The 23,539-nt window shown below is 49.4% G+C and carries 22 protein-coding genes; 9 read left to right on the forward strand and 13 right to left on the reverse strand.

Going from position 1 to position 23,539, the window contains the following annotated elements; genetic code table 11:
• Positions 1 to 162 precede the first annotated feature (162 nt).
• Positions 163 to 267, forward strand: coding sequence for a small membrane protein YoaI (yoaI, locus tag HEN21_RS00455; RefSeq protein ID WP_000999631.1), 105 nt, complete (start codon positions 163 to 165; stop codon positions 265 to 267).
• Here yoaI and yeaK read toward each other — a convergent pair whose 3' ends face one another.
• The 5 genes from yeaK to yeaG all read right to left on the reverse strand — a co-directional run bounded on the left by yeaK (position 268) and on the right by yeaG (position 7,450).
• Positions 268 to 771, reverse strand: a complete 504-nt coding sequence (yeaK, locus tag HEN21_RS00460; RefSeq protein WP_000138049.1) for a mischarged aminoacyl-tRNA deacylase — start codon at positions 769 to 771, stop codon at positions 268 to 270.
• Positions 772 to 813: 42 nt separating this feature from the next.
• Entirely contained in the window at positions 814 to 2,304 is a 1,491-nt protein-coding gene (gene dgcJ / locus HEN21_RS00465) for a diguanylate cyclase DgcJ (RefSeq protein ID WP_176252047.1), read from the reverse strand.
• A 180-nt stretch (positions 2,305 to 2,484) separates the two neighbouring features.
• Positions 2,485 to 3,828 carry a sensor domain-containing diguanylate cyclase gene (locus HEN21_RS00470; RefSeq protein WP_123058449.1) on the reverse strand — a complete coding sequence of 448 codons (1,344 nt, stop codon included), beginning with the start codon at positions 3,826 to 3,828 and terminating at the stop codon, positions 2,485 to 2,487.
• A gap of 280 nt (positions 3,829 to 4,108) precedes the next feature.
• A complete protein-coding gene (locus tag HEN21_RS00475; RefSeq protein WP_000219690.1) occupies positions 4,109 to 5,392 on the reverse strand; it encodes a YeaH/YhbH family protein in 1,284 nt (427 codons plus the stop codon).
• A 123-nt stretch (positions 5,393 to 5,515) separates the two neighbouring features.
• Positions 5,516 to 7,450 carry a protein kinase YeaG gene (yeaG, locus tag HEN21_RS00480; RefSeq protein WP_001019882.1) on the reverse strand — a complete coding sequence of 645 codons (1,935 nt, stop codon included), beginning with the start codon at positions 7,448 to 7,450 and terminating at the stop codon, positions 5,516 to 5,518.
• Positions 7,451 to 7,885: 435 nt separating this feature from the next.
• Between yeaG and mipA the strand changes: the two genes are divergently transcribed.
• Positions 7,886 to 8,629, forward strand: coding sequence for a scaffolding protein MipA (gene mipA, locus HEN21_RS00485; RefSeq protein ID WP_000163764.1), 744 nt, complete (start codon positions 7,886 to 7,888; stop codon positions 8,627 to 8,629).
• An 89-nt stretch (positions 8,630 to 8,718) separates the two neighbouring features.
• Positions 8,719 to 9,573, forward strand: coding sequence for a methylglyoxal reductase YeaE (gene yeaE / locus HEN21_RS00490; RefSeq protein ID WP_176252711.1), 855 nt, complete (start codon positions 8,719 to 8,721; stop codon positions 9,571 to 9,573).
• A gap of 50 nt (positions 9,574 to 9,623) precedes the next feature.
• Here the strand turns inward: yeaE and HEN21_RS00495 are convergent, their stop codons facing one another.
• Together HEN21_RS00495 and gapA are read right to left on the reverse strand one after the other, a co-directional pair.
• Positions 9,624 to 10,508, reverse strand: a complete 885-nt coding sequence (locus HEN21_RS00495; RefSeq protein WP_176252710.1) for a D-hexose-6-phosphate mutarotase — start codon at positions 10,506 to 10,508, stop codon at positions 9,624 to 9,626.
• A gap of 83 nt (positions 10,509 to 10,591) precedes the next feature.
• On the reverse strand, positions 10,592 to 11,587 hold the full coding sequence (gapA, locus tag HEN21_RS00500; protein ID WP_000153502.1) for a glyceraldehyde-3-phosphate dehydrogenase: 996 nt from the start codon (positions 11,585 to 11,587) through the stop codon (positions 10,592 to 10,594).
• Positions 11,588 to 11,928: 341 nt separating this feature from the next.
• On the opposite strand from gapA, the gene msrB reads away from it, so the two are divergent.
• Both msrB and HEN21_RS00510 read left to right on the forward strand, forming a co-directional pair.
• Positions 11,929 to 12,342, forward strand: coding sequence for a peptide-methionine (R)-S-oxide reductase MsrB (gene msrB, locus HEN21_RS00505; RefSeq protein WP_001284609.1), 414 nt, complete (start codon positions 11,929 to 11,931; stop codon positions 12,340 to 12,342).
• Positions 12,343 to 12,383: 41 nt separating this feature from the next.
• On the forward strand, positions 12,384 to 12,656 hold the full coding sequence (locus tag HEN21_RS00510; RefSeq protein ID WP_010349494.1) for a YeaC family protein: 273 nt from the start codon (positions 12,384 to 12,386) through the stop codon (positions 12,654 to 12,656).
• 156 nt (positions 12,657 to 12,812) lie between these two features.
• Here HEN21_RS00510 and pncA read toward each other — a convergent pair whose 3' ends face one another.
• The 4 genes from pncA to sppA all read right to left on the reverse strand — a co-directional run bounded on the left by pncA (position 12,813) and on the right by sppA (position 17,295).
• Positions 12,813 to 13,454: a bifunctional nicotinamidase/pyrazinamidase gene (gene pncA, locus HEN21_RS00515; protein WP_176252709.1), complete on the reverse strand. Its 642-nt coding sequence runs from the start codon at positions 13,452 to 13,454 to the stop codon at positions 12,813 to 12,815.
• A gap of 10 nt (positions 13,455 to 13,464) precedes the next feature.
• Positions 13,465 to 14,481 carry an asparaginase gene (gene ansA, locus HEN21_RS00520; protein WP_001170164.1) on the reverse strand — a complete coding sequence of 339 codons (1,017 nt, stop codon included), beginning with the start codon at positions 14,479 to 14,481 and terminating at the stop codon, positions 13,465 to 13,467.
• A 131-nt stretch (positions 14,482 to 14,612) separates the two neighbouring features.
• Positions 14,613 to 15,323 (reverse strand): SIMPL domain-containing protein, encoded by a 711-nt coding sequence (locus HEN21_RS00525; protein ID WP_001030439.1) that lies wholly within the window; start codon positions 15,321 to 15,323, stop codon positions 14,613 to 14,615.
• Between the two features lie 115 nt (positions 15,324 to 15,438).
• Complete coding sequence (gene sppA / locus HEN21_RS00530) at positions 15,439 to 17,295, reverse strand: signal peptide peptidase SppA (protein WP_001259800.1); 1,857 nt, start codon at positions 17,293 to 17,295, stop codon at positions 15,439 to 15,441.
• 161 nt (positions 17,296 to 17,456) lie between these two features.
• Between sppA and HEN21_RS00535 the strand changes: the two genes are divergently transcribed.
• The 3 genes from HEN21_RS00535 to topB all read left to right on the forward strand — a co-directional run bounded on the left by HEN21_RS00535 (position 17,457) and on the right by topB (position 21,128).
• On the forward strand, positions 17,457 to 18,008 hold the full coding sequence (locus HEN21_RS00535) for an NAD(P)H nitroreductase (protein WP_105286875.1): 552 nt from the start codon (positions 17,457 to 17,459) through the stop codon (positions 18,006 to 18,008).
• 116 nt (positions 18,009 to 18,124) lie between these two features.
• Entirely contained in the window at positions 18,125 to 19,168 is a 1,044-nt protein-coding gene (gene selD, locus HEN21_RS00540; RefSeq protein ID WP_001298241.1) for a selenide, water dikinase SelD, read from the forward strand.
• 4 nt (positions 19,169 to 19,172) lie between these two features.
• Positions 19,173 to 21,128 carry a DNA topoisomerase III gene (gene topB, locus HEN21_RS00545; RefSeq protein WP_176252708.1) on the forward strand — a complete coding sequence of 652 codons (1,956 nt, stop codon included), beginning with the start codon at positions 19,173 to 19,175 and terminating at the stop codon, positions 21,126 to 21,128.
• Between the two features lie 72 nt (positions 21,129 to 21,200).
• On the opposite strand, the gene gdhA is transcribed toward topB, so the two are convergent.
• On the reverse strand, positions 21,201 to 22,544 hold the full coding sequence (gene gdhA / locus HEN21_RS00550) for an NADP-specific glutamate dehydrogenase (RefSeq protein ID WP_000373052.1): 1,344 nt from the start codon (positions 22,542 to 22,544) through the stop codon (positions 21,201 to 21,203).
• A gap of 323 nt (positions 22,545 to 22,867) precedes the next feature.
• Here gdhA and HEN21_RS00555 point away from each other — a divergent pair, with 323 nt between their 5' ends.
• The gene (locus HEN21_RS00555; RefSeq protein ID WP_105286872.1) at positions 22,868 to 23,140 is read left to right on the forward strand and encodes a YnjH family protein; all 273 of its coding nucleotides are present in this window, start codon (positions 22,868 to 22,870) and stop codon (positions 23,138 to 23,140) included.
• On the opposite strand, the gene nudG is transcribed toward HEN21_RS00555, so the two are convergent.
• Positions 23,100 to 23,513 (reverse strand): CTP pyrophosphohydrolase, encoded by a 414-nt coding sequence (gene nudG, locus HEN21_RS00560; RefSeq protein ID WP_016158145.1) that lies wholly within the window; start codon positions 23,511 to 23,513, stop codon positions 23,100 to 23,102. The two genes, HEN21_RS00555 and nudG, sit on opposite strands and share 41 nt — an antisense overlap.
• Positions 23,514 to 23,539 lie beyond the last annotated feature (26 nt).

Below are 23,539 nucleotides of genomic sequence, written 5' to 3' on the forward strand. Positions count from 1 at the left end.
TCCTTGCCAAAAAATAATAAGCCTGCCTACTTTACGCCTGCTGATGAGAGGAAGCAGAGAACAATTACGTGTTATGCATAAAAAATCAGGCAAATTGTCATCAAATTGCCATTTGTGTGCGCTAACAATAACGTGAAAACAGGTATCCCCTGGGGTAAGACCATGAACGATCAAATGTTCGTTGAGACACTGATTATCACGTCATCGTTTTTTGCCATTGCGGTTGTGCTGGTGCTATCTGTTCTGCTTATTGAACGAACCAGCTAGTTACGTAGTACGACGGAATTTGACCAGTTCGGGTTGTGCAATGCGTAAATAATCTGCGGTGTTCAGAATAACGGATTTATCCAGCATACCCGCGTTGAAGGCGATCTCATCGAATCGCTCAAAGAGTAGCGGGTCGGCAACCAGTTTGAGTTTTGGGTGGAAGCTGAATGGCGGGATAGCACCGAAGACACAGCCTGTCAGTTCATCGACTTCCGCCGGGCTGGCCAGCGAAGCACGTAACCCGCCGATGTGGCTGGCGAGTTGGCTAAGGTCAGCTTGTTGATCGGCAGCGAGGATCGCCAGAACATGCTGATTTACGCCATTACCTTTGACTTTACACACCAGTGCCTTAGCACCCTGACCTAAAGCGGTGCCACGAATTTCTGACACCGCTTCGCATTTACCCACCGCTTCGTGGGTAACGATGCGAAAGTTAGCGCCTTCTTGTGATAATAAAGCGATTAACCGCTGATGCGTCACGCTTCCTTTAGCCATTTCAGTCATTTCATGCTCCTGAGATTACAAGCAAACAACCACAGAAGATTATCATGAACGGCTGTTTTTGTTCTGCTTATTGACATATAAACGCTCATCGGAAGCTTTATATGCATCATGTAACGTATCGTTTTCTTTCATCGCGTAAATACCGGAAGAGAAGCCGATCTCTTTCTGCGGCGCGATATGTTGCAGACGTTTTTCGATACGTTCAGGCAGTTGTGCTGCAATTTGCGGCGTCGAATCGACCAGAATAATGCAAAATTCGTCTCCACCGAGACGGATGGCATAATCGCTTTTACGAATCGACTGTTTAATCGCCTGAGCTAATAACGTAATGGCTAAATCGCCATCCTGATGACCGAGGGTGTCATTTATTTGCTTTAACTTGTCCATGTCAATCGCAATAAACATCACCGAAGAACCGGATTGCACCAGTTTCTGCAAACGCTGCTCAAGTTCAGGCGTTAATATTTTGCGATTATATAGCCCGGTCATCGCATCACTGATATTTTCGCGAGTCACGTTTTGGTACAGGCGGAAGTGCATCCGTACCATGTTGAGTAATATCAATGCTGTCAGCAGCCAGAATACAACGCTTTTCCATGATGATGTAATAAAGTAAAGAATATCAATGGATAACGAAACACGAATGCCGCCAGGCAAGTCATGGACGTAACTGACATACTGAAACAGATTATCTTCGCTCTGATTGATAATAATGTCGCGTCCCGAATCGGTATCGGTTAGCGTAACATTGAGAAAACGCCAGAGGAGAGGGCGGTCATGAGTGTAAAAAATATTGCGCAGATTGTTTTTACTAATATCCAGCAACACAATACCTTTTAATTGCCCGGCAACATAGACTGGCGTCAGCAAACTCATCACATTCTGTTTAGTACGCTGATCCTGGTAAATGCTCGATAATACGGTGCGACCGGTAAACACTTTTTCAATATCTTTACGATCAATACCAATGCTTCCTGACTGCAGGAAGGACCAGTTATTCATCGCGAAGTATTCAACATTGACCGGCTCGTAAAAATAGACATAGCGGTCATTGAGATCGAGATAATAGTGAAATTTCTCTTCGGCCATCCCAAGACCGGAACCGTAATCATCCTGGTGGCGGTTACCTTCCACCGCCTGATCAAATGCCGGTAATAGCGCCGCTGCTTCGACAATTGTGTCGCAGTCAGTGGATGCGGTCTGCAATGTTCCGTGTAAATCCGCATAAGTATGGGCAGTCAGGTTTAAGCCATGGGTATTGTTGGCAGACTCAAAAGCCTCACAGATGGCATGTCGCTGTTCTGGCGACACCTCAGACTGTTTCGCAGCAAGCGCGCGCATCACGTGTGCGGCAATGCTCTGATTTTGATACTTGTCGTAGAGAAAGGAGGAGTCTGCTTTCTGGACGATATAGCGCAAATAAGCACTCATAGCTCTGTCGCTGGCGACAAGTTCAAAAATAAGGAAGGAAGATGTCAGCACAATGACACTTGCGGCGATAAAATGCCGGAGCATTCTATGGTGCAATTTCATGATAAATGGCACTCCTTCGGTTAGTGAAACGAGAAAACCAGATAAAGTTCGATTGCGGCCTGGTACAGGGGCGCTAATTATACTCATCTCTGCGCCGCTGGGGAGGGGAAATTTAGGGGTATTGGTAATAAATTGTATGCCAGAGCCATGCAAAATGCATGGCTCTGAATAATTTTGCACTCAAATATAATGAATAATCACTTTGTTGCCGCCATCGGTTTTCGCCTCACATAACGCTTTATCTGCTTCCGTCATGACAAGCGAGATATTACGCGTATCACCCGTGCAAAAAACACAGCCAATGCTGATGGTCATTTGTTCAGGGACATTATATCTATTACTAAAACCGGTCAGGAGCTCGACATTTTTACGCACCCGATCGGCGATAATTTTTGCCTGGGCGGTATTCAATTCGGTAAATAGCAAGCCAAACACTTCACCATCCAGACGTGCGAATATGTCATCGGGGCGGATACTTTGCTGGATAATATCGACAATGGAAACCAGAACTTTATCGCCCACATGATGGCCCCATTGAGCATTTATGCGTTTGAACTGGTTAATATCTACCAGCATAATACAAAAATCCTTCACAACAGTGCGAGAGAGTAATGACTCTACACTGTTGAAAAAGTGACGACGGTTATAAATATTGGTCAGTACATCATGAACCGCTAATTTGCTGGAAAGTTGTAGTTCCTGAAATATATTATATATCAAGAAGGTGACAACAAACAGTTTACTCGAAACCTCAATGCCACGACTGATATACCAGATAGTATAATTATATTCATCCAGAGTCAGTAGTAACAAGTTACAGCAGAGCGATGCCAGACATAATAATGCAATTGACGGCCACAGCTCGCTTGCTAATTGTGTACGCATGATAATAAAAAACAGTAAACACGCCCACAGACAAACCAAAATCTTGGTGTAGTTAATTCCCCAGCTCGCCGTATGACTATCCGGACAATAATCTACGACATACAAAGAGTAGTCAGGATTATAGCTGCTCAGGTTGTGTGCCAGAAAAGGGAAAAATATAAAAGGTATCAGCGCCAGCAACAAGATACAGGTTTTTTTCTTGTTGTTCGTCAGGATGCTATTTCGTCCATAACAGTAGAGAGCCAGTGCGGTTAAGCAAATGAAACTTAGCTGACGAAATAGATATAATATGGAAATATCATTCGACTTCGTCTGAATAAGTGTGCTGTCATTGATAGGCTTATGAATAATGAAAATGGTTTCAGTTAAATAGAAAAGCCCACTTAAAAAAGCAAGACTTAAAATGAGTGTTGGGAAAATATCACGCTTAATGAAATATTTCATTAGCATGAAAAGAAAGATGATGGAGTTGAGGAAAAATAAAGCCACAACAACCATCAGGTAATTCATCTGTGGGATGAGTTTTATATTGGTGTTTTCGTTATATAAAGTGGTGATGCAAAATAAAATTAATGTCAGTAATAAGCTGAAAATAAAAAAGCTTTGAGCTTTTAATTTTTGTGTACCCATAGAAACCATAAAAAGGAGAGCAATGTGAGTGCTGGATTTTATTGATGGCAGAGATATATAGTTTTGACCAGGATCAAATTTCCTTATCGATAAAAAAATAATTAAAGAATACCCCTGAAAAAAAACGTGTTAACAGAATTATTTTTTCTGAATGATTTTTTTATGGAACTAAATTCTGTAAAGCTGATGCCGACATATTTAAAGAAATTGTAAACTAACGTATGTAATAAATGAATTAATTTACAGTGAGCTAAAAATCAGCCAGGCAATAATGACCCGGCTGATGGTTTTAGTCTTTAGTAGTTGCATTTTGTTTATGGAATAGCTCGCGGAACACAGGATAAATATCATCCTGATCGCGGATATGCTGCATCGCAAAGTTTTCGAAAGTAGATTGCAGATGCTCATATTCCCGCCACAATGTTTGATGAGCGCGGCGGGTAATTTCGATATAGCTGTAATAACGAACAACGGGCAACAATTTTTTCGCCAGAATTTCATGGCAAAGCGGAGAGTCATCAGCCCAGTTATCGCCGTCCGACGCTTGTGCAGCGTAGATATTCCACTGTGCCGGGTTATAACGCTCTTTCACTACCTCATCCATCAGTTTCAGGGCGCTGGAAACAATGGTGCCGCCAGTTTCCTGTGAGTAGAAAAACTCATGTTCATCAACTTCTTTCGCCTGGGTATGGTGGCGGATATAAACGACTTCGACGTTCTTGTATGTTCTGCTGAGAAACAGATACAGCAATATATAAAAACGTTTGGCCATATCTTTTGTGGATTGATCCATCGACCCGGAAACGTCCATCAGGCAAAACATCACCGCCTGACTGGAGGGATCGGGGCGTTTCTCATAATTCTTGTAACGTAAATCGAAGGTGTCGATGAACGGAACACGTTCAATTTTGGCGCGTAATTCGGCAATCTCTTTGCGCAGCCGTTCCTCTTCCAGCAATTGCGCAGGTTCACTGTTGCTGATGATGGCCAGATTTTCTTCCAGAGCATGAAGTTCCCGCCGCTTGCCTGCGGTCATCGCGGTACGTCGCGCCAGTGAGTTCTGCAATGAACGCACCACGCTGATATTGGCAGGAACGCCGTTAGCGGTGTAGCCTGCCCGATGCGTTTTATATTCGGTCAACTGGCGTTGCTGGTTTTGTTTCAGATTGGGTAAGGCTAAATCTTCAAACAGCAGGTCGAGATATTCGTCTTTCGAAATCTGGAAGACAAATTCATCCTGACCTTCACCATCCTGACTGGCCTGACCCTGACCACTGCCGGAGCCACCGCCGCCGCCCTGGGGACGTTCAATTCGATCATTCTGTACAAAATGGTCATTGCCCGGATGAACGCGATGGCGCAGGCCGCCACGCCCCTGATGAAACATCGGTTCGCTAATATCTTCCGTTGGGATAGAAACGGACTCGCCGCTGTCGACGTCGGTCACCGAACGCTTATTGATGGCCTCGGAGATCGACTGTTTGATTTGCGCTTTATAACGGCGTAAAAAACGCTGGCGATTCACCATGCTTTTGTTTTTGCCGTTCAGACGCCGGTCAATAAACCAGGTCATATGCCCCCCGTACTGCATTTGCCAACTGTATGCTGCACCTGTATTGCCGGATGCGCTTCGCTTATCCGGCCTGCGGTTCGCTGTCGTTGTCGGCCCGGTAACATGTACACCGGGCCGTTGTTGTTAAGACGATTTACGTACGCGCAAATACCATTCGCACAGTAAACGCACCTGTTTACGGGTGTAGCCTTTTTCCATCATACGGTCGACAAAATCGTCGTGTTTCTTCTGCTCGTCGGTTGAGGTTTTGGCGTTAAACGAAATGACCGGCAACAACTCTTCGGTATTGGAGAACATTTTCTTCTCGATAACCGTGCGCAGTTTTTCGTAGCTGGTCCAGTTCGGATTGCGTCCGCTGTTATTCGCCCTGGCGCGCAGCACGAAGTTGACAATCTCGTTGCGGAAATCTTTCGGATTGCTGATCCCCGCCGGTTTTTCAATTTTCTCCAGCTCGGCGTTAAGAGATTCGCGGTCAAACAACTGCCCGGTATCCGGGTCGCGATACTCCTGATCCTGGATCCAGAAATCCGCATAGGTGACATAACGGTCGAAAATGTTCTGCCCATATTCGGAATAGGATTCGAGATAAGCCGTCTGGATCTCTTTGCCGATAAACTCGGCATATTTCGGGATCAGATAACCTTTCAGGAACTCCAGATAGCGTTCTGCCTGCTCTTGCGGGAACTGCTCGCGCTCAATCTGCTGTTCAAGAACGTAGAACAGGTGAACCGGGTTAGCCGCCACTTCCACGTGATCGAAGTTGAACACGCGAGAGAGGATCTTAAATGCGAAACGCGTGGACAGACCGTTCATCCCTTCATCGACGCCTGCGTAATCACGATATTCCTGATACGACTTTGCTTTCGGGTCGGTATCTTTCAGGCTTTCGCCATCGTAAACGCGCATCTTTGAATAAATGCTGGAGTTTTCTGGCTCTTTCAGACGCGAAAGAATGGAAAAACGTGACAGCGTTTCAAGCGTACCTGGCGCGCATGGGGCGTGGGTCAATTCACTGTGATTAAGCAGTTTCTCGTAGATTTTGATCTCTTCGGAAATGCGCAAGCAATACGGCACCTTCACGATGTAAACACGGTCGAGGAAGGCTTCGTTGTTTTTGTTATTACGGAAAGTGACCCATTCGGATTCGTTCGAGTGGGCGAGAATAATCCCGTTGAACGGCAGGGCGGAGATACCTTCCGTCCCGTTGTAGTTACCTTCCTGGGTAGCGGTCAACAGGGGATGCAGCACTTTTATCGGTGCTTTAAACATCTCGACAAATTCCATGATCCCCTGGTTTGCACGGCACAGCGCACCGGAATAACCATAGGCGTCCGGATCGTTCTGCGCGTAGTGTTCGAGTTTACGAATATCGACTTTCCCTACCAGCGCGGAGATGTCCTGGTTATTCTCATCGCCGGGTTCCGTTTTGGCGATGGCAATTTGTTGCAGAATAGACGGCCAGACCTTCACAACCCGGAATTTAGTGATGTCGCCACCAAACTCATGCAGACGTTTCGCAGCCCACGGCGACATGATGGTGCCGAGATAACGGCGAGGAATGCCATACTCTTTTTCCAGGATCTGCGCATCTTCCTGTGGATTGAACAGACAGAACGGATGATCGTTGACCGGGCTGCGTTCACCGTTGGCGCTCAATACATAAATAGGCACGAGCTGCATTAATGATTTCAGTCGCTCAGCAAGCGATGATTTACCCCCACCTACAGGCCCCAGCAGATACAGGATTTGTTTCTTCTCTTCCAGCCCCTGAGCCGCGTGTTTCAGATAAGAGACAATCTGTTCAATCGCGTCTTCCATGCCGTAAAACTCTTCAAACGCTGGATAACGTGCAATGACCCGGTTGGAAAAGAGTCGAGAAAGTCTGGGTTCCTGGGCCGTATCGACCATGACCGGCTCACCAATAGCCATCAATAGCCGCTCAGCCGCGTTGGCATAAGCACTGCGATCTTGCCGACAAGTGGTAAGAAACTCCTGCAGTGTGAACTCTTCGTCCTTGGCAGCTTCATATCGCTGGCGATAGTGATCGAATATATTCATGGTATGCCGTCCTTTCGTTTTTTAGCACAGGTTAAGAGCCGTTCATATGAATAGTAGAGGCTCCCGGAAGAGGTAAACTGAACGACGTCTCTTGCTAAAACACAGCAACTCTCATGCCATCTTACCGACTGCGAGAACAACGTGCCCGGTGATACACCTTCAAAATTAAGCGTAGATGGCAAATGGAAAACTTGCCTGCATGGCTTTCTGGATTTCAATGGCATATCAACAACTCATCCATAAAAATTGCATAATTAATGTAAAGAATATTGCCGCCAGTAACGCAAAATTCATTCAGGTGTAAGCCCGATGTCATCAGCGTCAGGAAAATTAAACAGTTACCTTTAGAAATGAAAATGTAAAAAGGTTGGGTTTCGATGTATTGACGGGTAAACTTTGTCGCCCGCTAAACATTTGTTTAAGGAATGATTAATTGTGACCAAACTCAAACTTCTGGCACTTGGAGTGCTTATCGCAACGTCTGCAGGCGTAGCGCACGCTGAAGGTTTTTCCCTGGGCGCAGGCGTAGGTGTCGTTGAACACCCCTATAAAGATTACGATACCGATGTTTACCCAGTACCGGTAATCAACTATGAAGGCGATAACTTCTGGTTCCGTGGCTTAGGTGGTGGTTACTACCTGTGGAATGACGCAACGGATAAACTTTCAATTACCGCTTACTGGTCGCCGCTTTACTTCAAAGCCAAAGACAGTGGCGATCACCAAATGCGCCACCTGGATGACCGTAAGAGCACCATGATGGCCGGTCTGTCCTACGCACACTTTACCCAGTACGGTTATCTGCGTACCACTTTGGCAGGCGACACACTGGATAACAGCAACGGTATCGTGTGGGATATGGCCTGGTTGTACCGTTACACCAACGGCGGCCTGACCGTGACTCCGGGTATCGGTGTGCAGTGGAACAGCGAAAACCATAACGAATACTATTATGGCGTATCGCGCAAAGAATCCGCTCGCAGCGGTCTGCGTGGCTATAACCCGAATGACAGCTGGAGTCCTTACCTGGAGCTGAGTGCCAGCTACAACTTCCTCGGCGACTGGAGTGTTTACGGCACCGCACGCTACACCCGTCTGTCTGATGAAGTTACCGACAGCCCGATGGTGGATAAATCCTGGACGGGTCTGATTTCGACCGGGATCACCTACAAATTCTGATAATGCATCTTTCCAGGGCATTTTGTGCATAAAAACAGGGCGTCACGCCCTGTTTTGCATTACGGTGGGGCAAAAACCTGGAGGAAACAATGCAACAAAAAATGATTCCGTTTAGTGGCGATGTCTCACTGCCAGCCGTAGGGCAGGGAACATGGTATATGGGCGAAGACGCCAGCCAGCGCAAAACCGAAGTAGCTGCACTACGCGCGGGCATTGACCTCGGTTTAACCCTCATTGATACCGCCGAAATGTATGCCGATGGCGGTGCCGAGAAGGTGGTCGGTGAAGCATTAACCGGTCTGCGTGATAAAGTCTTTCTCGTCTCTAAAGTCTATCCGTGGAATGCCGGCGGACAAAAAGCGATTAACGCATGTGAAGCCAGTTTACGCCGACTCAATACGGATTATCTCGATCTCTACTTATTACACTGGTCTGGCAGTTTCGCTTTTGAAGAGACTGTCGCAGCGATGGAAAAACTGTTCGCTCAGGGCAAAATCCGTCGCTGGGGTGTTTCTAATCTTGATTATTCTGACATGCAGGATCTCTGGCAGGTGCCGGGAGGAAATCAGTGTGCCACTAATCAGGTGCTTTATCATCTCGGCTCACGAGGGATTGAGTATGATCTACTCCCCTGGTGCCAGCAACAGCAGATGCCAGTGATGGCTTACAGTCCGTTAGCCCAGGCCGGGCGGTTGCGCAATGGGCTGCTAAAAAACGCGGTGGTCAATGAAATTGCGCAAGCTCACAATATCAGCGCGGCACAAGTATTGCTGGCGTGGGTAATCAGCCATCAGGGCGTGATGGCGATTCCAAAAGCGGCAACTATCGCGCATGTTCAACAAAATGCAGCTGTGCTTGAGGTTGTGCTTTCGTCAGAGGAATTAGCCATGCTGGATGAAGCGTATCCGGCACCAAAAGGTAAAACTGCGCTGGATATGGTGTGATGTTGGGAAATGCCGGATGCATCGCACCCGGCATATAAAACTAGCACAAATTAATGTTTCGCAACGCGAATGGATTGTGCCAGATGTGAAGGTTGCTCTTTGGTCGTTTTTTGTGCCTCAGAAGCGTAAGCGGTTTCTACGCAGACAAAGGTTTTGTAACCATCATCTGGCATATCGCCCATGCTGACTGAAAGAGCCGGGCCTGGGTTCCAACCGACGACGTTCAGATGATGCTGGTGACCAACGGTAATAATACGATTCAACGCTTCGTCATTAATCACACTGCAATCTTGCGGATTCAGATACACGCGATCGGTACGATCAGGGAAGGTCTGAACACCGTCGGTCAGTACATCTTCTTTCGCGTCATTCACTTTATCAATGAAGCGATCGCCCAGACCACTGACGCTTACCTTAGCAATATCACCCACGTTAAAGTAGGTATGCAGGGCAGAGGTGGTTTCAAATTCGCCGTGCGATTCAAGATCGATTTCACAGGTTTCACCCACGCGGAAATGCGCTAACAGTGTAAAGTCGTGCGGCCAGTATTTTTTCGTCTCGTCGCTTTGCGTCAGTTCGAAAGTCAGTGTCACGCTATCGGCATCTTCACTATGCGATTTCAGCGTCCACGGCAGAATACGGGCAAAACCATGCGCAGGCAGACCTTGTTGTGCTGCCGGACCAAACCACGGCCAGCAAACTGGCACGCCACCGCGAATGGCGACGCCATTTTTGAACGGAGTGTTATTGCTCAACCACAGAACGTCTTCTTCACCCGCAGGCTTCCATGAGAGAAGGTGTGCGCCCTGTAATGCAAAAGAGGCTTTTACCTGGGGATGATCGACCACAATGAGGTCCAGTTCATCCAGTTTACGACGGGAGAGGACAGGGGAAATTTGTTCGATGACCGGAAGGGCGAAAATTTTCTTAATCATGACGCAGTCCTTTAACTTCATTTCATCAGGTAAAAAAAAGAGCGACCGAAGTCGCTCTTTTTAGATCACAAAGTCATCTCAACTTATTTGGAGATGTGAGCGATCAGATCCAGAACTTTGTTGGAGTAACCGGTTTCGTTGTCGTACCAGGATACCAGTTTCACGAAGTTGTCGTTCAGAGCGATACCAGCTTTAGCATCGAACACGGAAGTGCAAACTTCGCCGTTGAAATCGGTAGATACTACGTCATCTTCGGTGTAGCCCAGAACGCCTTTCATTTCGCCTTCAGCAGCAGCTTTAACGGCAGCTTTGATCTGCTCGTAAGTTGCAGCTTTTTCCAGACGAACGGTCAGGTCAACTACGGATACGTTCGGGGTCGGAACGCGGAACGCCATACCAGTCAGTTTGCCATTCAGTTCTGGCAGTACTTTACCTACAGCTTTAGCAGCACCGGTAGAGGACGGGATGATGTTCTGGGAAGCGCCACGGCCGCCGCGCCAGTCTTTGTGAGACGGGCCATCAACGGTTTTCTGAGTAGCGGTAGTAGCGTGAACGGTGGTCATCAGACCTTCGATGATGCCGAAGTTATCGTTGATAACTTTAGCCAGCGGAGCCAGGCAGTTGGTGGTGCAGGAAGCGTTGGAAACGATGTCCTGGCCAGCATATTTGTCGAAGTTAGCGCCTTTAACGAACATCGGAGTGTTGTCTTTAGACGGACCAGTCATAACCACTTTTTTCGCACCAGCGGTGATGTGTTTACGAGCAGTTTCGTCAGTCAGGAACAGACCGGTTGCTTCAGCGACAACGTCAACACCAACTTCGTCCCATTTCAGGTTAGCCGGATCACGTTCAGCGGTAACACGGATTTTTTTACCGTTAACGATCAGATGACCGTCTTTCACTTCAACGGTGCCGTCGAAACGACCGTGAGTGGAGTCATATTTCAGCATGTATGCCATGTAATCAGCGTCTAACAGGTCGTTGATTGCAACGATCTCGATGTCAGAACGTTTCTGAGCAGCACGGAAAACAATGCGACCGATACGGCCAAAACCGTTGATACCTACTTTGATAGTCATATATTCCACCAGCTATTTGTTAGTGAATAAAAGGTTGCCTGTAAAATTACAAAAACCTTACGCAGCGTCAAGCGGAATCGTGTCAATCATTGCGACAAATCAATCCTGTGCCTAAGCATTACGCGACTGACTCGCCTCACTCTTCCTTTGGGCTTGAGACCACATGGGGTCGGCGCCCAGAATTTTAAAGGGCAATTACGATAAAAATGTGATTTTTATCACGTTTTAAGTGCTGCCATTTCGTTGAGATCAAGTTTAGAACAAAATTTTGCGAGTTGGTGTTAATGTTTTGTTAGAATAAGTCACGTAATGTGAGCGTGATTAAAGTGAGATGTGAGCAAATGGCTAACAAACCTTCGGCAGAAGAACTGAAAAAAAATTTGTCCGAGATGCAGTTTTACGTGACACAGAATCACGGGACGGAGCCGCCATTTACTGGACGTTTATTGCATAATAAGCGCGACGGCATTTACCACTGTTTGATCTGCGACGCCCCTCTGTTTCATTCTCAAACCAAGTATGATTCAGGCTGTGGCTGGCCCAGTTTTTATGAGCCGGTGAGTGAAGATTCAATCCGTTATATCAAAGACTTGTCACATGGAATGCAGCGGATAGAAATTCGTTGCGGAAACTGTGATGCTCATCTGGGCCATGTTTTTCCCGACGGTCCACAACCCACAGGCGAACGTTATTGTGTTAACTCGGCATCGTTGCGCTTTACTGATGACGAAAATGGCGAAGAAATCAACGGTTGAAAAAACGATTCAGCAACTTATTCCACAGGAGCGGGAAAATTATGAATCTTGATGAAATAATCAACAGCATGACGCCTGAGGTTTACCAGCGTTTATCGACAGCCGTTGAACTGGGTAAATGGCCAGATGGTGTTGCATTGACCGAAGAACAAAAAGAGAACTGTTTGCAACTGGTGATGCTGTGGCAAGCGCGAAACAATACCGATGCGCAGCATATGACTATCGATACGAACGGTCAGATGGTCATGAAGAGCAAACAACAGTTGAAAGAAGATTTTGGTATCACGGCAAAACCAATAGTCATGTTTAAGTGAATGAATTCTCCCCTTTGTAGAGCGTTTATGAAGGAAGGGGATAATCTTTACTGTCGCGTGTTGGTTGTTTGATTTAACAACCAACATGCCAGATGCACCGCTGACGCACTTTATCTGGCCTACAACGGCAGTACAGAATTGTAGGCCAGCGTAAAATTATCCCTGCGTCTCTTCCCAGTCCGCCAGCGTGTATAGCGTTGCCCCAGCGGCTGACATCTCCATAAACGCGTGCGCGCTGTCCTGTGGCTGGATATTCACGCCGCGACAGCCATCGGTAATCACGTTCACGCTATAACCTGCCTGCAATGCGTCCAGCACGGTAAACTTCACGCAATAGTCGGTAGCCAGACCCATAACGATCAATTCATCGATTTCATGATCGCGCAACCAGTCATCAAGCGCGGTTTTCTGTCGACGTCCGTTATCAAAAAAAGCACTGTAACTGTCAACTAAAGGGTTTTCGCCTTTATGGAACACAGCGGCGATCGCTTTTTGATTCAGTAACGGATGTAATTGTGCGCCTTCACTGTTCTGCACACAGTGTTCAGGCCAGAAAGTTTGCGGCAGGCCGTCGAGTTGCCCCTGCGTATAAGGTTCTACACCGTGCTGGCTGGCAAAACTGCCATGGTTAGCCGGGTGCCAGTCCTGACTGGCAATAACCGTTTCTCCGCGCGACTGGCACCAGTCAATAAGGCGGTTAGCAACATCCACTGTGCTGTCACCTTCCGGTACGGCGAGCGCGCCACCAGCACAGAAATCATTTTGTAAATCGACCAGTAACAGGGCGCGATGGGGCATTGCAGTCTCCTTAATCATCCGGCGTCAGTTCGCCGCGCAGGTTTTGGCTCATGGCCTTACGAATGGTTTCGGTATCCAGTCCCTGGCTAAGCAGGTAGTGCAGTTTGGTTAATGTGGCTTCTACAGTCATATCCGCGCCGCCAATAACCCCGGCATGGGCGAGGGCGTTACCGGTAGCGTAACCCCCCATGTTCACTTTACCGGACATACATTGTGTCAGGTTGACCACCACAATACCGCGATCGCTGGCCTCTTGTAATTCTTGCAGGAAGGCTTTGTTTTGCGGCGCATTGCCCACGCCATATGAGCGCAAAATCAACGCCTTCACCGGTTGGCGGAGGAAATTACGCACAACGTCAGCAGAAATCCCCGGATAAATTGTTACCACACCGATCGGTTGTGGGGTGATCGGATGAACGATCAGTTCACCTTCGCCGTGCGGTGCTGGGGGCGTATTTAAACGACGGATGTGAATACCGGCTTCCAGCAATGGGGGAAGATTTGGTGACGCAAAGGCATCAAAACCATCGGCATGGGCTTTGGTTGTGCGGTTACCGCGATACAGACGGTTATTAAAAAAGAGTGTTACTTCGTTGATCGGGTAATTCGCCGCAACATACAGCGCATTCAGCAAATTGATTTGTCCGTCAGAGCGTAATTCGGCTAAGGGAATTTGTGACCCTGTCACAATGACCGGTTTGCCGAGGTTCTCCAGCATGAACGACAGCGCAGAAGCGGTATAGGCCATCGTATCGGTGCCGTGCAGAATGACAAAACCATCATAGTCGTCATAGTGCGCTTTAATATCTTCAGCAATATGCTGCCAGTCTTCCGGCGTCATATCAGAAGAATCCATCAGCGGTGTATATTCATGAATAGTGAAATCTGGCATCTCCGGGCGATGGAACTCCGGCATCAGCGCCAGTTGGCGTTGCAAATGACCTGACACCGGAATATAACCCTGCTCGGAACGCTGCATCCCGATGGTCCCGCCCGTGTAGGCGACATAGATAGATTTCTTTTGCATGATATTGATATGAATGATGTAGAAAGAGCAAAAGTATATACGTGAGGCAGGGGGAGCGCACCTGGATACTCTGTGGATATGAGAAAAGTACGGCGGAACAGAGGAACTGGCGTCCCGCCGGATAAAAGTGGTTAATCCTGCAACGCATAGGTTACGGTCGTGACTACGCGCACTGTTTTATTAATCGCCGTAGGATCATCTTCGTCACTGCCACTGGCGAAGATCTGGAATACGCCTTGTGATGCATCGCTAATGGAACCTACCTGGCTACCTGAGTCCGTTGCAAATTGTAATGCTGCGTTGCGTGCATCTTTGGTGGCGGCAGCAATCATCTCAGCGCGCAGTGCGCCAATACCATTAAAGCGATAGGCGACTTTGCTCTCGGCGATAGCGCCATCCGTAGCAACTTGCAGTTCATTTAATTTAGCGACAACTTTTTCGACAGCAGCAACGTTATGAGTTTTTATCGTAACGGAGCCGTCGGCGTTATAGCGTGGCATTGTGGGATCATCTTTGAGATAAAAGGAATCCGTTCGTTTACTGGTCCACTGACCGAGGTTTATCTCTTTGTCGTTAATCCCCTGAGCGTTGAGTTCGGCAACAATTTTTTTCTGTGCGTCTTCCAGTTTTGGGAAAAGCTCGCCGGGAACATTACCTTTAAAGTTAATCGCAATTGTTAATTCTGCCGTATCTGCGCGAACTTCTTTTTCCGAAAGCCCCCGCACGTTTACATAGCGGTTGTTGGTCTTTAAATGTTTAACACCATCGCCGACGAAATAACCACAGGCGCTGATCCCCAGTCCGAGGACAATAGCGGCAATTAAAGAGGGTGCCTTATTCACTGATGACTCCTTATCAGATGCTAAATGAGCAAGGCAATGTAATGGAGGGTGGGAGTGAAAGACAGTCCGGTTCAGGAATGTGGCCGACAGCATATCGGCCACATATTTACAGAAATTAACGCACGTTGGCGCAGGTCAGGCAAAACGCATAACGGTTTTGCGGGTCGTTAAACGCTGCCAGCTTGTCGCTTTCGCTTTTCACGGTAGAGGCTACCGAAGCCAGTGGGGCAGGTAACATGGCCTGGAGCGCATCTGGCAACATCGCCCGGACAGAACCTGACATGTTGTCCATCACTTTGTCGAAGAAGGTCGGTTCATCGACGTAATATTCCAGATGCCACTGCTTCAGTTTTGCCAGTTCTGCCGCTTTTGCGACCGCATCATCGAAATCACCGAGGCTATCGACCAGACCGTTAGCTTTCGCATCCTGACCAGTCCAGACATGCCCCTGAGCGATTTTATCAATCTGTTCCGGCGTCGATTTGCGCGCATCGGCAACCAGCGTGATAAAGCGTTTGTAGCCATTCTCAATGCTTAACTGCATCATCTGCTGCGCTTCCGGCGGCAGTGCTTTAGTGATGGAAACATCCGCCAGCGGTGAAGTTGAGACGCCATCGGTATGAACACCAATCGAATCCAGACTGTTTTCGACGGTAGTAATCACGCCGAAAATACCAATAGAGCCGGTCAGGGTGCTGGGGTTAGCCACAATGTAATTAGCCGGAGTGGAGATCCAATAGCCGCCGGATGCCGCCATGCCGCCCATTGACACAACCACAGGTTTGCCCGCTGCTCTGGCTGCTGCCAGTTCAGAGCGGATCACCTCAGAGGCCGTAACGCTGCCGCCAGGGCTATTAACGCGCAGAACAATCGCTTTCACTTTTGGATCAAGACGAGCATCGCGGATTTGTGCCGCAGTGGTATCACCGCCTACATTCCCCTGAGTTTCCTCGCCATCCATAATTGCACCATTGGCAAACACTACACCGATGCCATCACCGCTATCTGCCGGAGTTTTCAGTGCGTAATCGTAATAGCTAATGGCGCGATAATTTTTATCCGCCTTACTCCAGCCGAACTCTTTGGTCAGGGCTTTTTCGATTTCGGCACTTGACGCCAGCGCATCCACCAGTTTGTTATCCAGCGCATACTTCGCGGTATCGCCGCCAGTTTTGGTTAAACCATCAAGCAAACCTTGCGCCCCAGGGAATACCTGCTGGGCAGGGATCTGGCGGTTAGCGGCAACGGTATTAAGATAGTTTTGCCACAGCTCACCAATCCAGCGACTATCGGCTTCGCGGGCTGCGGGCGACATGTCATCACGAATAAACGGTTCAACGGCAGATTTATACGTACCAACGCGGAACACATGAGTGGAAACTTTTAACTTATCCAACAACGATTTGTAGTACAGACCGTTGGTGGCAAGGCCATGTAGGTCGACCACACCTTGCGGGGAAAGCCAGATTTTATTGGCGAAACTGGCAAGATAATACTGCCCCTGACTGTAGTTCTCGCCAATGGCATAAACCGGTTTACCGCTGTCACGAAACTCTTTCAGAGCTTTGCCGATGTACTGCATGGAAGGCTGATCGCCGCCCGCGAAGTTTTTCAGATCCATCACGATACCGGTGATATTTCGGTCGTCCTTCGCCTGACGAATGGTGTTGACGATATCAAACAGCGAGTTTTCCTGCAGACGATCGGAACTGGCACCAAGCAACTGACGACTTAACTTACTAAACCGCTGCGAACTGTCGGGCTTATCGACGATCACGCCAGAAATATCAAGCAGCAGTGCGCCACGACTGGCGGTTTCTTTCGAATCACCACCGCTGACCTGCATCCAGATCCCAACGCCAACCAGCACGAGAAAAATAAAGAACAGGTTAAGTACCATTTCACGGACGAAATTCAGCAGACGCCACGTCCATTTAAAAAATCCGGCAATAAATCGCCAAAGGGTTCGCATGTATTCTCCCAGACTAAAAGTTACACCTGTTGCAGGTGCAAGTGATGTGGTTATCGTAATGACCCAACCGGCACTTGTCAGCAGGAATCATGGACTGTGCTGTAACAAAATCCACTCTCGTGTTAATTTTGTGAATAAACATCATGACAGGAGTTAATCAAATGGATGCACTCGAACTATTGATCAACCGCCGTAGCGCCTCCCGTCTGGCTGAGCCAGCGCCAACGGGTGAGCAGCTGCAAAATATCCTGCGCGCGGGTATGCGTGCGCCAGACCATAAATCCATGCAACCGTGGCATTTCTTTGTGATTGAAGGGGAAGGGCGTGAGCGTTTCAGCGCCGTTCTGGAACAGGGGGCGATTGCTGCCGGTAGCGATGAAAAAGCAATCGACAAAGCGCGTAATGCGCCGTTCCGGGCGCCGCTCATCATAACAGTGGTGGCGAAATGCGAAGAAAATCATAAAGTCCCGCGCTGGGAGCAGGAAATGTCGGCGGGTTGCGCGGTTATGGCAATGCAAATGGCGGCGGTTGCCCAGGGCTTTGGCGGCATCTGGCGCAGTGGCGTATTAACTGAAAGCCCGGTGGTGCGTGACGCATTCGGCTGTCGCGAGCAGGATAAAATTGTCGGATTTCTCTATCTCGGTACGCCACAACTGAAAGCGTCAACGTCGATAAACATTCCGGACCCGACACCGTTTGTGACTTATTTTTGATAAAAACGGCAAAACTGTGTGGATTGTGAGCAAAGGCGCAGTAATTCAGACACTCTCACTTATCACTTCACGGAATGAGGGTTACCATACCCGGATTGCATTGACAGGAGATGTCCATGAGCGAGAACTCGATTCGTTTGACCCAATACAGCCACGGAGCCGGTTGCGGCTGTAAAATTTCCCCAAAAGTGCTGGAAACTATCCTGCACAGCGAGCAGGCGAAGTTTGTTGATCCGAATTTGCTTGTGGGTAACGAAACCCGCGACGATGCGGCGGTGTACGATCTGGGCAATGGCACCAGCGTTATCAGCACCACCGACTTCTTTATGCCGATTGTTGATAATCCTTTCGATTTTGGTCGCATTGCGGCGACTAACGCCATCAGCGATATCTTCGCGATGGGCGGCAAACCGATTATGGCAATTGCGATCCTCGGCTGGCCGATTAACAAACTGTCCCCGGAAATTGCTCGCGAAGTCACCGAAGGTGGTCGCTACGCATGTCGTCAGGCGGGTATTGCGCTGGCTGGCGGTCACTCCATCGACGCGCCGGAACCGATTTTCGGTCTGGCGGTAACGGGGATCGTTCCAACTGAGCGGGTGAAGAAAAACAGTACCGCACAAGCCGGATGTAAACTGTTCCTGACGAAACCGCTGGGGATTGGCGTTCTTACCACTGCGGAGAAAAAATCACTCCTGAAACCGGAACATCAGGGACTGGCGACGGAAGTGATGTGCCGGATGAACATCGCAGGCGCGTCCTTTGCCAACATCGAAGGCGTAAAAGCGATGACTGACGTGACTGGTTTTGGTCTGCTGGGGCATTTGAGCGAAATGTGTCAGGGCGCAGGCGTACAGGCACGTGTCGACTATGACGCGATCCCGAAACTGCCGGGCGTGGAAGAGTACATTAAGCTGGGCGCAGTACCTGGCGGCACCGAACGCAACTTTGCCAGCTATGGTCATCTGATGGGTGAAATGCCGCGTGAAGTGCGCGATCTGCTGTGCGATCCGCAAACTTCCGGCGGTCTGCTGCTGGCGGTAATGCCAGAGGCTGAAAACGAAGTAAAAGCTACCGCTGCTGAATTTGGTATCGAACTGACGGCGATTGGCGAACTGGTGCCTGCGCGCGGCGGTCGTGCCATGGTTGAGATCCGTTAATTCAATGCGGTTATTTATTGCCGAAAAACCGAGTCTGGCGCGCGCTATTGCTGATGTCCTGCCCAAACCGCACCGTAAAGGCGATGGCTTTATCGAGTGCGGTAACGGTCAGGTGGTGACCTGGTGTATTGGTCACCTGCTTGAGCAGGCGCAGCCAGACGCCTACGACAGTCGCTATGCGCGCTGGAACCTGGCCGATCTCCCCATTGTCCCGGAAAAGTGGCAATTACAGCCACGCCCCTCCGTGACCAAACAACTTAACGTCATCAAACGCTTTCTGCATGAAGCCAGCGAAATTGTTCATGCCGGAGACCCGGATCGCGAAGGGCAATTGCTGGTGGATGAAGTGCTGGATTACCTGCAACTGGAACCGGAAAAGCGCCAGCAGGTGCAGCGTTGCTTGATTAACGATCTGAACCCGCAGGCGGTTGAACGGGCGATCGATCGTCTTCGTTCCAATAGCGAGTTTGTGCCGCTATGCGTTTCTGCGCTGGCGCGAGCGCGTGCCGACTGGTTATACGGCATCAATATGACCCGCGCGTACACCATTCTCGGTCGCAATGCGGGTTATCAGGGCGTACTTTCCGTTGGACGCGTGCAGACGCCTGTGCTCGGGCTGGTGGTGCGCCGCGACGAAGAAATTGAAAACTTCGTGGCGAAAGATTTCTATGAGGTCAAAGCGCATATAGTGACGCCTGCCGATGAGCGATTTACCGCTATCTGGCAACCGAGCGAAGCGTGTGAGCCGTACCAGGATGAAGAAGGGCGCTTGTTGCATCGTCCGCTGGCGGAGCATGTGGTCAACCGCATCAGCGGTCAACCGGCTATTGTCACCAGTTATAACGATAAACGGGAATCAGAATCCGCGCCGTTGCCGTTTTCGCTTTCGGCGTTGCAGATTGAAGCGGCAAAACGCTTTGGTCTGAGTGCGCAGAACGTACTTGATATCTGCCAGAAGCTGTACGAAACGCACAAACTGATCACTTATCCGCGTTCCGATTGTCGTTATTTGCCGGAAGAACATTTTGCCGGACGTCAGGCGGTGATGAATGCTATCAGCGTTCATGCACCGGATCTCCTGCCGCAGCCGGTGGTTGATCCGAATTTACGCAACCGCTGCTGGGATGACAAAAAGGTCGATGCACACCACGCCATCATCCCAACCGCGCGGAGTTCTGCCATCAACCTGACGGAGAACGAAGCGAAGGTCTATAACCTGATTGCCCGTCAGTATTTGATGCAGTTCTGTCCGGATGCGGTGTTCCGCAAATGTGTTATCGAACTGGACATTGCCAAAGGCAAATTTGTCGCTAAAGCCCGTTTTCTTGCTGAGGCAGGCTGGCGCACGCTGTTAGGCAGCAAAGAGCGTGATGAAGAAAACGATGGTACACCGCTGCCGGTGGTAGCGAAAGGCGATGAGTTATTGTGTGAAAAAGGTGAAGTGGTAGAGCGGCAAACTCAGCCACCACGTCATTTCACCGATGCAACGCTGCTTTCAGCGATGACCGGGATCGCGCGCTTTGTGCAGGACAAAGATCTGAAAAAGATCCTTCGTGCGACCGATGGCCTGGGGACAGAAGCAACGCGTGCCGGGATTATTGAACTGCTGTTCAAGCGTGGTTTCCTGACCAAAAAAGGGCGCTATATCCACTCCACCGACGCCGGAAAAGCGTTATTCCATTCGCTGCCAGAGATGGCGACACGACCGGACATGACGGCACACTGGGAATCGGTGCTGACGCAAATCAGCGAAAAGCAATGTCGCTACCAGGACTTTATGCAGCCGCTGGTGGGGACGCTTTACCAATTGATTGATCAGGCAAAACGTACGCCAGTGCGGCAGTTTCGCGGCATAGTGGCACCGGGTAGTGGAGAAGAGAAGAAAAAGGCTTCACCACGCAAGCGAGCGGTGAAAAAAAGCCCGCCATCAGAAGACGCGGGCAGTGGAGCGATAACATAAAGGTCTGATGTAGTAGATTTTTGTAGGCCGGATGCGGCGTTCACGCCGCATCCGGCACAAACGCCTGATGACTTAAATCACGCCTTGCGCCAGCATCGCATCCGCAACCTTCACAAAACCTGCAATATTCGCGCCCTGCACGTAGTTGGTTTGCTCACCTTCACCACCGTGTTCAACACAGGCGTGGTGGATATCCAGCATAATGTGGTGTAAACGCGCATCAACCTTCTCGGCTTTCCAGCCCAGACGCGCAGCGTTTTGCGCCATTTCCAGCCCCGATGTTGCTACACCGCCAGCATTAGCTGCTTTACCCGGTGCAAACAGTACACCTGCCTGCTGGAACAGTTCAGTCGCTTCGATGGTCGTTGGCATATTTGCCCCTTCCGCCACCGCTTTAACACCATTAGCGATAAGTTGGTGCGCGGCGTCTACATCCAGTTCGTTCTGGGTCGCGCATGGCAGGGCGATATCCACCGGCACAGACCACGGCTGTTGGCCTTCGAGATAGACCAGACCAAATTCTTTGGCGTAATCTGCCACGCGACCATCGCGGCTGGATTTGATTTCGATAAGACGCGCCAGTTTCTCTTTCGTGAATCCGCTTTCATCAACCACGGTGCCGCTGGAGTCTGATGCTGTAACCACGCGAGCACCAAATTCCATCGCTTTTTCGATAGCGTACTGGGCGACGTTGCCGGAGCCAGAAACGGAAACACGCATTCCTTCAAAACCCATACCGTGGCGTTTCAGCATCGCTTCCGTGAAATAAACCAGGCCGTAACCGGTAGCTTCCGGGCGAATCAGACTGCCGCCAAAAGATAGCCCCTTGCCGGTGAAGACGCAGGCGGTATTGTTGGAGAGCTTTTTCATCATCCCCGCCATAAAGCCGACTTCACGCCCACCAACGCCGATATCGCCCGCCGGAACGTCGGTATCTGCACCCAGGTGACGGTACAGTTCGGTCATCAGCGCCTGGCAGAAACGCATCACTTCGCCTTCGCTTTTCCCTTTTGGATCGAAATCGCTGCCGCCTTTACCACCGCCCATCGGCAGGGTGGTCAGGGCATTTTTAAAGGTTTGCTCGAAGCCGAGGAATTTAAGAATGGAGAGGTTTACGGACGGATGGAAACGCATACCACCTTTATACGGACCGATGGCGGAGCTGAACTGGACACGCCAGGCGCGGTTAACCTGTACCTGATTGCGATCATCAACCCACACCACGCGAAACTGGATCACGCGCTCCGGTTCAACCAGGCGCTCCAGTAACGACATCTGGCGATATTTTGGATTTTGTTCAAGAAAAGGCCAGAGAGTGGTCATTACTTCACGAACGGCTTGCGCGAACTCGGTTTGATTCGGGTCGCGCTTTTGGACATGGTTGAGGAATGACTCCAGAGAATATGTCTGATCCATAGATATAAAACCCTTATATATTAATACGATTGTGCTTATGTTGTTTATGTCATGTGCTTTTGCAGTTTTCGACTATACCATCAAGAATGTGACGGTAAGCAAGTAAAAAATGACACCGGAAAGCAAATTAATAATGTGTGGTAGTTATAAAAGTCACCTAATGTCAGGTGCGTTTTATCAGACCTGGAAAACCGGGCGCATTTTCAAGAGTGATCCGTCGGCTGGATAAGGCGTTCACGCCGCATCCGGCAACCAGACGCTAAAGTTTTCCCGCCTGGTTACCGTTATCAGAACCAGAGGCAACGAAAAATAAGGAGTTTCCTGTGAGTCGAGCATTACTCGCCGTAGCGTTGGTATTTCCATTATTTGCGCTGGCTAACCCGCAATATCGTCCGGATGTGGAAGTGAATGTGCCGCCGGAGGTGTTTAGTTCTGGCGGGCAATCAGCGCAGCCCTGTAACCAGTGCTGCGTTTATCAGGATCAAAATTATTCGGAGGGCGCAGTGATTAAAGCGGAGGGGATACTGCTGCAATGCCAGCGGGATGACAAAACCATTAGCACCAATCCGCTGGTCTGGCGGCGCGTAAAGCCATAAACGCATGAAGTAGTGGAATATCAGCAGGAGCCAGCGGATATTGCAATGCTTCCTCTGGCAGACACCAGACCAGCGCCTGATGTTCGTGTGCCTGTAACGTACCGTGGAAGTCCGGTACGTGCCAGGCATGAAGATGGATAATCCGGCCAGACACTTCCCGCTGATGGCTGGCAACATATTCACCAACCGTTGCGTCAATGCCCAGTTCTTCGCGCAATTCCCGTACCAGCGCCTGTGGCTGACTTTCATCCGGTTCGACTTTGCCACCGGCAAACTCCCATAACCCCGCCTGATCGCTATGGGCGGAGCGTTGTGCGAGTAAAATTTTGCCATCCCGTTCGATAATGGCGGCAACCACTTCAATCATTTTCATAAATTACCCACGGGCAGATAAGCGAA

The organism is Escherichia sp. 93.1518 (genome assembly GCF_013368915.2).
Classification (GTDB): Bacteria; Pseudomonadota; Gammaproteobacteria; order Enterobacterales; family Enterobacteriaceae; genus Escherichia; species Escherichia ruysiae.